At 44.9% G+C, this 14,231-nt stretch carries 15 protein-coding genes; 1 reads left to right on the forward strand and 14 read right to left on the reverse strand.

What is annotated here, in order from left to right; all coding sequences use genetic code 11:
* Nucleotides 1–26: 26 nt before the first annotated feature.
* From tolB to ACQEXS_RS11835, 14 genes are all read right to left on the reverse strand, one after another.
* On the reverse strand, nucleotides 27–1,379 hold the full coding sequence (gene tolB, locus ACQEXS_RS11770; RefSeq protein WP_427013960.1) for a Tol-Pal system beta propeller repeat protein TolB: 1,353 nt from the start codon (nucleotides 1,377–1,379) through the stop codon (nucleotides 27–29).
* A 10-nt stretch (nucleotides 1,380–1,389) separates the two neighbouring features.
* Nucleotides 1,390–2,457, reverse strand: coding sequence for a cell envelope integrity protein TolA (gene tolA, locus ACQEXS_RS11775; protein ID WP_427013961.1), 1,068 nt, complete (start codon nucleotides 2,455–2,457; stop codon nucleotides 1,390–1,392).
* 12 nt (nucleotides 2,458–2,469) lie between these two features.
* Nucleotides 2,470–2,913 (reverse strand): protein TolR, encoded by a 444-nt coding sequence (tolR, locus tag ACQEXS_RS11780; protein WP_367986828.1) that lies wholly within the window; start codon nucleotides 2,911–2,913, stop codon nucleotides 2,470–2,472.
* Nucleotides 2,914–2,916: 3 nt separating this feature from the next.
* On the reverse strand, nucleotides 2,917–3,600 hold the full coding sequence (tolQ, locus tag ACQEXS_RS11785; protein WP_367986829.1) for a protein TolQ: 684 nt from the start codon (nucleotides 3,598–3,600) through the stop codon (nucleotides 2,917–2,919).
* Nucleotides 3,590–4,015: a tol-pal system-associated acyl-CoA thioesterase gene (ybgC, locus tag ACQEXS_RS11790; protein ID WP_367989186.1), complete on the reverse strand. Its 426-nt coding sequence runs from the start codon at nucleotides 4,013–4,015 to the stop codon at nucleotides 3,590–3,592. Before ybgC ends, tolQ begins: the two co-directional genes overlap by 11 nt.
* Before the next feature lie 163 nt (nucleotides 4,016–4,178).
* Nucleotides 4,179–4,481 carry a cyd operon protein YbgE gene (gene ybgE / locus ACQEXS_RS11795; protein WP_427013962.1) on the reverse strand — a complete coding sequence of 101 codons (303 nt, stop codon included), beginning with the start codon at nucleotides 4,479–4,481 and terminating at the stop codon, nucleotides 4,179–4,181.
* Entirely contained in the window at nucleotides 4,474–4,581 is a 108-nt protein-coding gene (gene cydX / locus ACQEXS_RS11800) for a cytochrome bd-I oxidase subunit CydX (protein WP_000270284.1), read from the reverse strand. Before cydX ends, ybgE begins: the two co-directional genes overlap by 8 nt.
* Nucleotides 4,582–4,593: 12 nt before the next feature.
* The gene (gene cydB, locus ACQEXS_RS11805) at nucleotides 4,594–5,730 is read right to left on the reverse strand and encodes a cytochrome d ubiquinol oxidase subunit II (protein ID WP_367986831.1); all 1,137 of its coding nucleotides are present in this window, start codon (nucleotides 5,728–5,730) and stop codon (nucleotides 4,594–4,596) included.
* Nucleotides 5,731–5,746: 16 nt separating this feature from the next.
* Nucleotides 5,747–7,333, reverse strand: a complete 1,587-nt coding sequence (gene cydA, locus ACQEXS_RS11810) for a cytochrome ubiquinol oxidase subunit I (protein ID WP_367986832.1) — start codon at nucleotides 7,331–7,333, stop codon at nucleotides 5,747–5,749.
* 463 nt (nucleotides 7,334–7,796) lie between these two features.
* The gene (gene ruvB / locus ACQEXS_RS11815) at nucleotides 7,797–8,801 is read right to left on the reverse strand and encodes a Holliday junction branch migration DNA helicase RuvB (RefSeq protein ID WP_427013963.1); all 1,005 of its coding nucleotides are present in this window, start codon (nucleotides 8,799–8,801) and stop codon (nucleotides 7,797–7,799) included.
* 39 nt (nucleotides 8,802–8,840) lie between these two features.
* Nucleotides 8,841–9,458, reverse strand: a complete 618-nt coding sequence (gene ruvA / locus ACQEXS_RS11820) for a Holliday junction branch migration protein RuvA (protein WP_427009255.1) — start codon at nucleotides 9,456–9,458, stop codon at nucleotides 8,841–8,843.
* A gap of 131 nt (nucleotides 9,459–9,589) precedes the next feature.
* Nucleotides 9,590–10,111, reverse strand: a complete 522-nt coding sequence (gene ruvC, locus ACQEXS_RS11825) for a crossover junction endodeoxyribonuclease RuvC (RefSeq protein ID WP_367986835.1) — start codon at nucleotides 10,109–10,111, stop codon at nucleotides 9,590–9,592.
* Nucleotides 10,112–10,191: 80 nt separating this feature from the next.
* Complete coding sequence (locus tag ACQEXS_RS11830; RefSeq protein WP_427013964.1) at nucleotides 10,192–11,931, reverse strand: glycoside hydrolase family 36 protein; 1,740 nt, start codon at nucleotides 11,929–11,931, stop codon at nucleotides 10,192–10,194.
* A 244-nt stretch (nucleotides 11,932–12,175) separates the two neighbouring features.
* A complete protein-coding gene (locus ACQEXS_RS11835; RefSeq protein ID WP_427013965.1) occupies nucleotides 12,176–13,105 on the reverse strand; it encodes a porin in 930 nt (309 codons plus the stop codon).
* 373 nt (nucleotides 13,106–13,478) lie between these two features.
* Between ACQEXS_RS11835 and ACQEXS_RS11840 the strand changes: the two genes are divergently transcribed.
* Complete coding sequence (locus ACQEXS_RS11840) at nucleotides 13,479–14,207, forward strand: substrate-binding periplasmic protein (protein WP_427013966.1); 729 nt, start codon at nucleotides 13,479–13,481, stop codon at nucleotides 14,205–14,207.
* The last annotated feature ends 24 nt before the right edge of the window (nucleotides 14,208–14,231 follow it).

The raw sequence follows: 14,231 nt of genomic DNA on the forward strand, positions 1-14,231 counted from the left end.
TTTCCTTACTTTTTGATACTTACTTGCTACAAAAACGGTGACCAAGCAGGGGCACGTACACGCCCGTTAGTTGCTGGTAATCGTGCTTTAAAGCGTCCATCTATAGAGACCATAGACAGCACATTATTTTTATTAAAAATTGAGCTATATATGACCATGCCACCATTTGGCGCAATACTTGGGGATTCGTCGAGCAGTGTCTTAGTTAAAATCTGCACTGCACCGGTTTCCAAATCTTGTTTTGCCAGATTAAAACCAGTATTACTGCGATTTACCATGATCAGGAATCGCCCATCTGGAGTGATCTGGCCACCAAGGTTCTGGCTGCCCTGCCAGGTAATTCGGCTGGCCGAGTTATCTGCCAAATTTACTTGATAAATCTGCGGTTTACCACCCCGATCCGAGGTAAAGATCAAGGATTTACCATCTGGATGCCAGAAAGGTTCAGTGTTGTTTGATCTACCGCGCGTTATTTGAGTTAGCTTTCGAGTCGCTAAGTCTAACGTGTAGACTTGCAAGCTCCCGGTTTTGGATAAAACCAAAGCCAGTTTACGGCCATCAGGTGAGAATTTTGGTGCGCCATTATGACGTGGGTATGAAGTAATCTTCTCTTGCTTACCCGTATAAATGTCCATGATGAAAATTTCAGCTTGACCATTTTGGAAGCTTACGTAAGCGAGCTTCTTACCATCTGGTGACCATGCTGGTGACATGAGAGGCTGTTTCGAGCGAAGGACTAGGCGTTCGTTATAGCCGTCGTAGTCAGCCACTCGCATTTGATATGGAAATGGGTCTTTATCATTGACAACCACGTAAGCGATACGCGTAAGAAATGCACCACGCTCGCCCGTTAACTCTTTGTATACCAGATCAGAAATGCGGTGAGCATATTCACGCATACGATTACCAGGGACTGTCGCACGTTTATTAAATAAAACGTGGTCTTTCGACATCACCAGTTGACCATCAGTACTAAGCGCTTTGCTTTTACCTTGAGTTAGTTGGCCACGCACCACGTCAACCAATTGGTAATGGATAACGTAATCCCCTTCCGCATTTTGAGTAATGCTGCCCGTCAGTAGCGCATCCACGCCAAGACCAGACCACGCATCAAAATCAACCTCAGTTTCACTGTATGGTGTTTGAGGCATTTTGCTGGTTGCGACTGGGCTAAACTTGCCACTACGCTGTAAGTCAGAGGCAATCACAGCAGAGACGTCTTGAGGAAGTCTTGTTGCTCCCTCCCACTTAAAAGGCACAATGGCTATCGGTCGTGCAGAGTCGATACCATCGGTGATAACAAGTTCCAGTGCAGCGTTTGCTACCTGAACGGTGCTCGACAGTACGAGCAAACATCCTAAAATTAATCGCTTTAACACGAGCTATTCCTTATAACTTAGGTACTACGGTTAAATTAATATTCTTTAACTCTTCAACAACACTTGGATCTTTAGGCATTGGGAATGAGCTAACTTGCGTAATCGCACGCTTGGTTGCGGCGCAAACTCGGCTATCCCCACCCAATACAGTAAGATTGCCTAAGACTGCACCCGCTCCTGTTGGGATTAAGCGCAGGTTAACTCTGCATTCCTTTCCCCGAAACGAGTCCTCAAACAACAAGTTTTGCTCGATAAGCTGAGTATAAATAGCGCCGTAGCGCGAAACTTCTGAAGTTACAAAACTATTTCGAGCTGAGCTATTTTGCTCTGATTCAGACTCTAAGCCAGCAAAGATATCGTTAAGTGCTGCTTCTTGTTCTTTGCGCTCACGTTCCAAACGCTCTAAGCGTTCTTTTTCTTTACGTGCTTTCTCAGCGGCCTCTTTTGCTGCTTTTTCTTTCGCAATACGTTCTTTTTCCGCTTTTTCAGCCACTTCACGTTCACGTTTTGCTTTCGCTTCTGCTTCTTTCGCAGCCTTTTCACGCGCAATGCGTTCTTCTTCCGCTTTTGCGATTGCAGCTTCTTTCGCTAAACGCTCCTGCTCTGCTTTTTTCAGTGCGGCTTCTTTAGCTTTACGCTCAGTTTCAAGCTTGGCGGCACGCTCTTTTTCTTTGCGCGCACGCTCTTCTTCTACTTTGCGCTCTTTCTCTTTCTGCTGGCGTTTCTTCTCTGCTTCACGAGCGGCTTTTGCTTCTTTCGCTTGCTGCTCTTTTAGCTTACGAATTCGCTCTTCTTCCGCCTTACGGTTTTTCTCCAGTTGCTCACTTTCGCGGCGGAGCTTATCTAAACGGTCTTGTTCTTTCTTTGCGGCGGCTTCACGTTGGCTGCGTATCTGCTGCGCCTGTTTTTGAACAAGAGCAGGGTCAATCACAACCGCTTGAATTTGCCCAGTAGGCTCGGGCTCTGACATGGTAAAGTCCGTGCCCCAAATTAGCGCGATAGCCAAAGCAGCATGAAGCCCCACCGATATCGCTATCGGTTTTTTGTAATCGCTTTGATTAGACTTTTTCTCTTTCATATACGGCCGGGATTATTCCTTGATATCCGTTAGCAGCCCCACTTTAGGGATCCCTGCCCGGCTTAGTTCGTCTAATACTAATACAACGTCAGCGTAAGGTGTTGCAGCGTCACCACCTACGGCCACCGGTGAATCTGGCTTCAGTGAGATTTCAGCTTTCACTCGTACAATCACATCTTGTAATGAAAGACCGCGTTGAACTTCTTCGTCATTCACGCTTAAGCCTAAATTTCCATCGCGATCAATTTCCACGATGATAAAGCTCGCATCACTATCTCCTGCAAGCTCAGAAGCAGGCTGTGCCGTCGATGTTTTGGGTAACTCAACATCCACGCCTTGCGTTACGAATGGCGATGTCACCATAAAGATGATCAACAGCACTAACATCACGTCGATATAAGGTACAACGTTGATCTCTGCGGTCATCTTACGTTTTTTTGGTTGATACCCCGCCATGCGTTACTCCCTGCCCGCCATTGCTTGACGGTGGAGAATGCTGTGGAATTCTTCAGAGAAAGTCGCGTAATTGTGTTCAAGTTTGCCAACTTTATTGCTTAGGCGGTTGTATGCCATTACCGCAGGGATTGCAGCAAAAAGACCCATCGCTGTCGCAACAAGCGCTTCCGCGATACCTGGTGCAACCATCGCAAGCGTGGCTTGCTTCACTTCACCTAATGCGATGAACGCATGCATGATGCCCCATACGGTACCAAACAGACCAATATAAGGGCTGATAGAACCAACAGTGGCTAGGAATGGTAGATTGGTTTCTAAGTCATCCACTTCACGGGCAACAGCAACGCGCATCGCTCGCCCTGTTCCTTCCATAATAAATTCAGGTGATGATGCGTTTGATTTTCTTAGTCGAGCAAACTCAGTAAAGCCTGAGTAGAAGATCTCTTCTGCACCCGTTAAATCGTCTTTGCGTTTTTTTACATCTTGATACAGAACAGATAAGTCAGCACCAGACCAAAATTTATCTTCAAAAGACTCGGTATCTTTCGTTGCTTGTGAAAGCACTTTGCTACGCTTAATGATCATTGCCCATGAGACAATAGACATTCCAAGCAAGATAAGCATAACCATCTTAACCAGTAAGCTGGCTTGCAAAAACAGATCAAGAATTGAAATATCAGCGGTCACTACGAGTTAACTCCATTACAATTGATTGAGGCATTGCTTTAGGCCTCATTTTCTCATTATCAATACATGCTACCTTAACCATTGCTCGACACAAAGTGGTGCCTTCAGGGTTTACGATTTCCTGACAGAAGCTAATGGTGGCTCTTTTTAGCTCAGAAATGCGGGTGTTGACGATCAATTGGTCGTCGAGTCGCGCGCCTTGTAAAAAGTCGATGTCCATGTGTCGGACTACAAAACCGATGTTTTGTTCCAACAGAATATGTTGCGATACGCCAACACTACGAAGCAGCTCTGTCCGCGCACGTTCAAAGAACTTGAGGTAGTTAGAATGGTAAACCACGCCACCGGCGTCTGTATCTTCGTAATAAACGGTTACAGGCCAAGTGAATAGTAAAGCATCGTGTTGCACAAGCATCCCCAAGTATTTAGCGTAAAGGCAGATACTATAACGCATCAACACTACTTTCATGCAAGCGCATTGAAGAGAATTCACGCCTTAAAACAAAAAAATAGCGCCAACTTTAAATAAGTGGCGCTATTTCATGAAAATGTTGGCTAAAGGTTCGACATTGTCAGTTTCAGAACAATCTCAACACCGTGAGGTAGATGAGAATGGTCAAAGAGAAATACGGGCTGAACAGTACTTGCCAATACCAGTTGCGGGGTTTAAAGCTAAGGCCAAACACCATGCTTGAGCATATTGCCCAAATCAATAATGGTGAAATCAATGCGTTAAAACCACCTATGCTGTTGGAGTACGCTTCAGGGTCCCACATAACCATGGCAACATGGTAGAAACCTAAAACCAGTGATAAGACCCGAAATAGGGCCTTATCTAATGGTGCATGTAGCTTCGCTACCTGCGCAGCGAGATTACTCACTGTCTTTGTCCATCATTTCTGAATGCTCAAGCCAAAGAGCATTGATGATACCGAATGCACAAGCAAGTAGTACACCTAGAATCCATGCGAAATACCACATAGTTAATACTCCTTAGTAAGCTGAAACGTCGTTATCTTCGATGTGTTTCTTATCTAGACGACCGAACATTTTGTAGTAAGTCCAAGTCGTGTAGCCAAGAATCACAGGTACCATAACAGCTGCAACGGCAGTCATTAGGCCAAGCGTCAATTCACTTGCGGTTGAATCCCACATCGTCAAACTGTGGCTAGGTACAAGGCTTGAAGGCATCACGAATGGGAACATTGCGAAACCTGCTGTCAAGATAACCCCTGCGTTTGCCAAGCTTGAGAATAGGAACGCAAAACCACCACGTTCAAAACGAGATGCAATCACTGCAAGTAAAGGCATAGACACGCCTAGTACAGGTGCCGCCCACATTGCTGGGTACGTTTCAAAGTTCGTCATCCAAGCGCCTGCTTGTTGAACCACTTCTTTATTTAGTGGGTTTGAGTCCGCTAGTGTATCGATTGTGCTAGTAATCACATAACCATCGATAGACTGAACCCAGAAACCACCAATGACAAACAGAGCAACTGCTACTAAACCTGCAATTTGGGCAACATTACGTGCACGAGCATGCACGGCTTCTGTTGTTTTCATTTGTAGCCAAGTTGCACCTTGAAGTACAAATAGCATTAGGCTTAGCACACCACACAATAGTGCAAATGGGTTTAGCAGTGCGAAGAATGAACCTTTGTATTGCGACATGAGCAGGTCATTCAGCTCAAATGGCACACCTTGTAGCAAGTTACCAAACGCAACACCGAAGATCACCGGTGGCACTGCACCACTGAAACAGATTGCGCCGTCCCATGCATTACGCCATTTAGGGTTCTCGATTTTCGAACGGTAATCTAAACCAAGTGGACGCATCCAAAGTGCAGCCAAGGTAACGTACATCGCTAGGTAGAAACCAGAGAACGACGTTGCATACACTAGAGGCCAAGCAGCGAACAGTGCACCACCAGCCGTGATCAACCAAACTTGGTTACCATCCCAGTGCGGCGCGATGGTATTAATCATCACACGACGTTCTGTGTCATTTTTACCGATAACAGGCACCAGCGCACCAACGCCCATATCGAAACCATCGGTTACAGCGAAGCCAACCAGTAGAACACCAATCAGAATCCACCAGATCAGTCGTAAGATTTCGTAATCAAACATTTTCTGTCTCCTTGCCTTACGCTTCTACTTGGCGACTAACTTTGTCTTCAACAGAGTCAGCGTTTTGCTCAAAGTGGTAACGGCCTGTTTTAAGGCTACTTGGTCCTTTACGAGCAAATTTCACCATGAGGTAAACTTCTGCAATTAAGAACACCGTGTACAGTGCCAAGATAGCGAATAGAGAAGTCCATAGCTCACCAATAGTCAGTGCAGAAGCCGCAACATGTGTTGGCAGAATCTCACCAACTGCCCATGGCTGACGACCATACTCAGCAACAAACCAGCCCGCTTCGATTGCAATCCAAGGTAGTGGAATGCTGAACAGTGCCGCTTTTAGGATCCAAGGTTTTTGCTCGATCTTTTGACGACATGTTTGAACGAACGCAGCACCAAATACAAATAGCATGATGAAGCCACAGCCAACCATAATGCGGAACGACCAGAATAGTGGCCATACTGTTGGGATAGAATCATCCGCAGCCGCTTGGATTTGCTCTTCTGTCGCGTCGACAACCTTATCGGTATAACGCTTAAGTAACAGGCCGTAACCTAGGTCACCTTTTACTTCGTCAAATGCAGCCATGTTTTCAGCAGATTTGTCACCAGCACGAAGTTTCTCAAGTAACTCATAGGCATACATACCTGTACGGATACGATCAACGTGTTCATCACGCAGATCACGTAGACCTGTCACTTGCTCATCAAAAGAGCGAGTCGCGATGATACCCATCACGTAAGGAATCTTGATGGCGTAATCCGTTTCCATAGTTTCTTGGTTAGGGATACCAAACATGGTGAACGCGGCAGGTGCTGGCTCAGTGTGCCACTCCGCTTCTACTGCAGCGAGTTTTACTTTCTGAACTTCACCTAGCTCGTAGCCTGATTCGTCACCGAGTACGATTACAGACAAGATAGCAGCCATACCGAATGAAGCAGCGATAGCAAATGAGCGACGGGCGAATGCGATGTCACGACCTTTCAATAGGTAGTATGAGCTAATGCCTAGAATAAACATTGCGCCAGTTGTGTAACCAGATGCCACAGTGTGAACGAACTTAACCTGAGCCACTGGGTTTAGAACAACCTCAGCAAAGCTCACCATTTCCATTCGCATGGTTTCAAAGTTGAACTCAGCGCCTACTGGGTTTTGCATCCAACCGTTCGCAACGAGGATCCAAAGTGCCGAGAAGTTAGAACCTAGTGCCACCAACCAAGTAACCACGAGGTGCTGACGTTTCGACAATCGGTCCCAGCCGAAGAAGAACAAGCCAACAAAGGTTGATTCAAGGAAAAACGCCACAAGTGCTTCGATAGCCAGAGGTGCCCCGAAAATGTCCCCGACGTAATGAGAATAGTACGACCAGTTGGTACCAAATTGGAATTCCATGGTAAGGCCAGTAGCCACACCAAGTGCGAAGTTAATACCAAAAAGCTTACCCCAGAACTTAGTCATGTCCTTGTAGATTTGCTTGTCAGTCATTACGTACAGTGACTCCATGATGGCTAGCAAGAAAGCCATACCTAAAGTCAGAGGTACGAATAGGAAGTGATACATCGCGGTCAGTGCAAACTGCAATCGCGACAGATCAACGACATCGATCATGATTACTCCTATGTGTCGGCTGAAAGACACTTTCTACATATCTTGCAATAAGCAACCACTCATTAAAAAATTATAAAGAATGTTGTTAAAAAGCAGCTTATTGTTACTAATATGTACCGATACGGTTAGTTAATTGTTAAGCATCAGCTAATATAGCTAAGGCTAATATTACTGCTAAAATAAGATTGTTTCAAAAGGTTTATAGTTTGATTCTGCTTTGATTTGTATCAACTTTTGTTTCAAGAATTTGTACACAAAAGCATCACATTGACTTGGATCAATAGAATTTCATACGATTTGTTAAGGGAAGGTAAGGATGAGCCAGCCTATTAGGCTGCGGGGATACAGTGATTTAACAATCAATAAATAACGATCACTTCTCAATGAAGAGACCGCACATCACTTTATGTGACATAGATCACTTTAGAAAAATATTGCCGGAAGGTATTCCGGCAATGCAATCTTACTTTTCAATTCCGAAATGGAGATAAGCGCGATCGGTGGCAATTCGCCCCCTAGGCGTTCTTTGCAGGTAACCCTGTTGAATAAGGTAAGGTTCCAGAACGTCTTCAATCGTATCTTTCTCCTCCCCTATCGCTGCCGCCATGTTATCTAAACCCACTGGACCACCGCCAAATTTCTCCATAATGGCAAGTAGTAGTTTTCTGTCCATGTAGTCAAAACCTTGAGCATCGACATCCAACATATTTAAGGCTTTATCCGCAACGTCTGCACAAATATGACCGTTACCTTTCACTTCAGCGTAATCGCGGACACGTCGAAGTAAGCGGTTTGCAATACGTGGCGTGCCACGAGCGCGGCGTGCGACTTCCAATGCCCCTTCTTGCTCCATCGATAGATTCAGGCAATCGGCACTGCGCTTAACAATATTCTGCAAGTCTTCAACTTTGTAATATTCCAAACGCTGGGTAATACCAAAACGGTCACGTAAAGGTGAGGTTAATGAGCCAGCTCGAGTCGTCGCACCAATCAGAGTGAAAGGAGGCAGGTCAATTTTAATTGAGCGAGCCGCTGGGCCTTCACCAATCATGATATCTAGTTGATAGTCTTCCATCGCAGGATATAGGACTTCTTCAACCATTGGACTCAAACGGTGGATCTCGTCAATAAACAGCACATCGTTTTCTTCCAAGTTAGTCAGCAGCGCTGCAAGATCTCCTGCTTTTTCAAGCACCGGACCCGATGTGGTGCGGATGTTTACACCCATCTCATTGGCGACGATGTTAGCTAATGTGGTTTTACCAAGCCCCGGAGGCCCAAATATCAACAAATGATCGAGTGCTTCTTCACGAAGTTGGGCTGCTTTGATGAAGATCTCCATTTGGTCACGCACATGGTCTTGCCCTTGATAGTCTTGCAACTTTTTCGGACGTATCGCGCGATCAATGATGTCTTCTTCTTTATAAACCGGATTCTCCGGTGCGATTAAACGATCTGCTTCAATCATGAATATAATCTCAATTCCAGCAAGTTAGCGGCTTGTGGCTTACACCATGGATTTTAGTGCATCGCGAATAAGCTCTTCTGAAGTCATGCCAGCTTGCATCACCTGAGACACAACTTTAGATGCCTGAGTTGGTTTATAACCCAATGCTAAAAGTGCGCTGATCGCTTCTTCTTCAGCATTTGCACTCGCATCGCTTGGCGTAGAGTCAATCGGTGCAGCGTCCGTATGAGGCGTAAAGAGATCTCCCGCGCCCCACCCTTTTAGGCGATCTTTCATTTCGACAACAAGACGTTCTGCTGTTTTCTTACCTACACCCGGTAATTTTACTAATGTCGAAATATCTTCTCGTTCAACGCAAGAAACAAACTGACTCGCCGTCATTCCAGAGAGGATTCCTAGGCCAAGTTTAGGCCCAACACCGTTTGCTTTGATCACTTCACGGAAAAGTGCACGTTCTTTTACGGTATTAAAGCCATAAAGTAGCTGTGCGTCTTCGCGAACAACAAAATGAGTATAGATAATGGCTTCTTCACCAACATTTGGCAGCTCATAGAAACAGCTCATTGGCATTTGCACTTCATAACCAATGCCGTTGACTTCAATAAGCAGTTCAGGGGGTTGTTTTTCGATAAGCGTACCGCGAAGACGTCCAATCACTGGGAGATCCTGTTTTATGGGGAAAGATATGCGGTTGATGATAATAAATAACTGGATGGATAGCCAGTAAAAAGTCGGGAGAGCGGCTGAGAACCAGAGCCGCACATCGGCATGCTCTGGTGAAGATCACCTTATCGGTAGCGTCCTCTGCGGGCGGCGGTAGCCTTACCTGCAAGTGCAACCAAGGTTTTATTGGTATTAGCGTGACATATTGCAACGCCGAGCGCGTCGGCCGCATCGGCTTGCGGCTTAGCGGGTAACTTTAGCATTTGCTGAACCATATGCTGAACTTGCTCTTTATCCGCTCCACCAGTACCCACTACGGCTTGCTTAATTAGCCTAGCGGCATATTCATAAACTGGAAGATCAGCGTTTACGGCAGCCACGATTGCACTCCCACGAGCTTGACCCAGCTTTAGTGCTGAGTCTGCGTTTCTCGCCATAAAAACTTGCTCAATGGCGAATACATCAGGTTGAAACTGAGTGATAATTTCAGATACGCCTGCATAAATTTGTTTCAAACGGCCCGGTAGCTCTTTTTCAGATGTGCGAATACAACCACTACCGAGATATTGCAAATGACGCCCTTGTTGTCGAATGACACCATAACCCGTAATTCTGGAGCCTGGGTCTATGCCTAAAATGATCGACATGGTTATCCTATATCTGATTGCTAATTTTTGGGGTGGCTATCATATAGTAGCCGTGAGCACGATGCGAGGCACAAAGTTGATTACAACGCAGTTATGACAGCGCGGCTAGACAACCCTGCCTCTAAGCTAATTTCAATCACTTGCGTTGCCTCATGGTTCAGTTTTTCTCCAGTCCAGTAATCGTACCAATAAACAGGATAATTCGAAGTCAAGGTGATCTCTCTTGCGGCTTGACCATAATTAAAAACGCAATGCAGATCGTTACGCTCAGTCAAAGGCAGAAAAGCATGGTTGAGCCCCAATGAAGTAAACCGGGCAGACTCTTGCGTGTGTTTATGACGTAAAGCTAATTTATTTAGACTAGTTTTGGCAAAAGAGGTTAAGTCTGGTAATGGGTCACCGGACAACAGTAGTCCACCACAAGCCAGTAATACATCACGATGAAATTCATAGTAGCGCCTTTCTGTTGCTTGATTAGCCAAAGAAACAAACGTTGCGCAGTCGGGATCGATCTGCCAGATTTTCCGATGCTGCCAGCTACGATAAAAGGTTTCTTGCGCGATCTGTTCAAACCGTCGCTCATCCCGCTCAACATCATCAGACACTCGCATCGCATCAACCAAACCTAAAGAAGGCCACATGGGGGCATTACAACCAAGAATCATCGCTTCTCCGGCACCTTCAATAATGGCTTCCATCCCCAGTCGATAGGCCTCCACTCCCGTGACGCCAGAAAGTAGCCTTTGCCCTTTTAAGCTTCCCCAATAATTCGCATCGAGTTTAAAAAGCTCTATCCCCCACTCTTCCCGCATCGTACGAACAACTTCCGTTAAGTGTTCTTGGACTTCTGGGTTTGTGGTGTCAAGAATATACCAAGGCGTGCAACGCCAGCCCGCATAAGTGACATCTTCTGCTTTAAGAAACTTGCCATTTGCATGGCGGACAAACCAATCCGGGTTTTCTTTAAAAACACGTGACTCACCTTGCGCAATAAAAGGAGCCAGCCAAATACCCGGCTTTTTCCCTTGCGCTTTCAACTCTTCGACCAAGTGTTTAATACCATGTTCGAATTTAACCGAAGGCGTCAACCAATCCCCCATGTAAGCTTGATAACCATCATCTAGCAATACGTAAGAGAGCTTCTCAAGATCGCCACGCATTTTACCAACGTTATCAAGGATATTTTGTTCCGTTACCTGAGCATAATACGCGTACCAGGAACACCAACCTAATGGTGAATCTCGTTTTACGTTTGGCCTTGGAGGATGATGGTTAGCAATGAGCGCCGAAAATGCCTGATATAGCTGCGACAATGAGTCACCGCTTAATATGACGACAGACTCTAGCGCTAAGGAAGGCCAATCTTGTGGATGTGTATTTTCACCATCAATACACGCGTAGAGCACGCGCTTTTTTCCACTCGTGACGATATCAAAGTAACCCGCAAAACGGTTACAGCTGGTAAAACCTAGCAAGGTATAGCCCGCAGACTCTTCAATCACAAGGTAGTTGTAGTAACGTTTGGGATGGTTGGCTGAGTATATACGGTAGCTTGGACTATCATCAGGGCAGCGTCCGATATCTATCGGCTCATCAGCAGTACCTGATGTTTGGGCAAGCATTTGAAAGCCATCTCCAAGTAGCCGAGCTTGTGATTCAAAGTTAAAAGGCATTTGGAAAAGTACATAACGGCCAGAAACAGGATCATTTGATAATCCGTTGTAACTGAAGTGCAGTTCATTTTGCTGAGAGACCACATCTAAGTCTGCGTTACTAACCAACACTTGGTGTCGGTTGTCCAGCGTAATGATATTAGACATATTACCCCTCCTGCCTACTGTCCCTTTCTTTGGAATTACAGCACTGGAAGCGGCTGTTGTCTATTTGGTCTTTAACTCAAAGAGTTAGGGGTATCACGTTTTAATGGAAAGATAGGGGATTGTTCAGAATAGGAGGAAAGCGCCCCCAATCCAGAGGGCGAAAAAGGCAGTGGATTATGATGCCAAGCGTCCTGCTTAAAAATGGCCCACTCACAACGAGTAGGCCATAAATTCAAGATTGAATTTAGAATGTGTACGCTAGTTTAACAAACGATTCAACATCGCCTTTTTCAACTTTGTTCACTACTTTACCTTCATCAGAGATGTGGTAAGCGATATCAATTAATGCTGAGAAGTTCTCAGTAAATGCATAAGAACCACCAAAGTTCACTGCTTCACGACGATCTTCAACAAGTACATAACCACCCGCTAGGTATAGCGCGTCCATCGTGTAGCCAGCAGACGTATTGTATAGCTTAACTTTGTCGCCGTTTTTGAATTTTTCTTCTGCGAATGTCGCACCGATTGCAGCGTCTCCCAGCTTAATTACACCGTTTGTTAGGTATAAAGTATCTGTTGAGCCTTTGCCATCGTTATCTTCGTAACCGAAGTTAACCATGAACATTTCGTTTTCGTAACCAACGTAACCGTTGTAACCGCCTTGGCGCTCATCGTTATCGTAGTTACGGTCACCGTAGTAAGAAATACCGTATTTCACACCTTGAAGTGCACCTTCAAATTTTACAACTTGACGTGCATCTGAAGCGTCAGATGGTGACCATAGGAATTCAATTGTTTGGTCTGCTGCGCCGTCAACTGCATCTAATGCTGTGTCGTTTGCATAACCAACTGAGAAAACACCGTAGCTAGTTTTGTAACCAACCCAAGTATCTGTGATCGTGAATTCTGCATCAGAAGTACCGTAGTCATCTTCTAGATCAAATTCACCACCAAATTTACCTACGATGTTGCCATTTTCGTAATCAGCAAAGATATCGAAACCCGTTACACCGCCGTTGTATACGTCACGACCTGCAACTGTTTCAGATGAGTCAGAGTAACCACCTAGTGCTAATTCACCAGAAACTTTAAATTGGTCGCCCGATAGTGCTTCTACTGCTACTGCTGAACTTGTGCTAAGAGCAAGCGCAAGTGCCACTGCTGTCTTTTTCATTTTTATTTGTTCCTATAAATTTTTATTTATGTGAGCAAAAGGGTTCCTCATTTGCTCTGGGGCAGAAATTATTCAAGCCAAGAAGATTTCACAAATAAAACAATCAAAAACAAACTAAATGAATTGAGCGCTAACTCATCAAAAAAATAAAAGAAAATAAAAATCGATTAACCAAACGGCAATATTTACCCCTCAGTGAGATAAAGATCACAAATAAATATCAAAAACAAGAATGCATCAAATGAATAAAAACTTCATCAAACGCATAAAATTTAAACATACACGGGCTTTCGCCTATTCATTTTTGGGCTTTGAACTGAAACATAAACCGTCGACTACACTGTAAGTAATGCGTTTTACCCAAGGAAAAGTCTTGTTTAAGCCAGTTATGTACCTGCTATGTGGGTGGTTATTTGTGGCTTCGTCTAAAGCCAATATCTTGATTGCAGCACAAAATGAATGGCCACCTTACATCATGAATGATGCCTACGGACGTGGTTTAGCTTACGACATCGTGAGTAATGCACTTGCCAAACAAGGTTATCAAATCCAGTTTTCTTTTAAGCCATGGACTCGTTCTCTTAAAGAGCTGCGTATGGGAAAGATCGACCTTATCATTGCACTATGGAAAAGCCCTGAGCGCGCCCAATGGATGCATTTTAGTGAAAGCTACCTGACCAATGATATTCACCTTGTTGGCTTAAAAGGCGATGACCTTGTTTATCATTCACCAGAGAGCCTCCGTGGGAAAACTATCGCGCTGATAGAAAACTATGCTTATGATCCCGACTTCTTAGCCAGTGATGCCTACACTCACTTTCCGTCAACCGATCTCATCAACAGTATTAGACAGGTGTTATCAGGAAGAGCAGATATGTTTGTAGAAGATAAACTGGTGACTAAGTGGACGTTGATAAACAAGCAACTCCCCTATCACGAGTTTGTTTTTATTGAAAACAGCATCGCCTCAACGCCTTTACACGTTGCAGTCAGAAAATCTCACCCGCAAGCGGAAGCCATCATCAAAGCGATCAATCAAGGAATAAAGGAAACGACTGCTGAAGATATTCAATCGCTGAAACGTAAATACAGCCTTGATTAACTGTTTGCGGAATTACCTACCACA

The organism is Vibrio sp. TRT 17S01 (assembly GCF_050113695.1).
Lineage (GTDB): Bacteria > Pseudomonadota > Gammaproteobacteria > Enterobacterales > Vibrionaceae > Vibrio.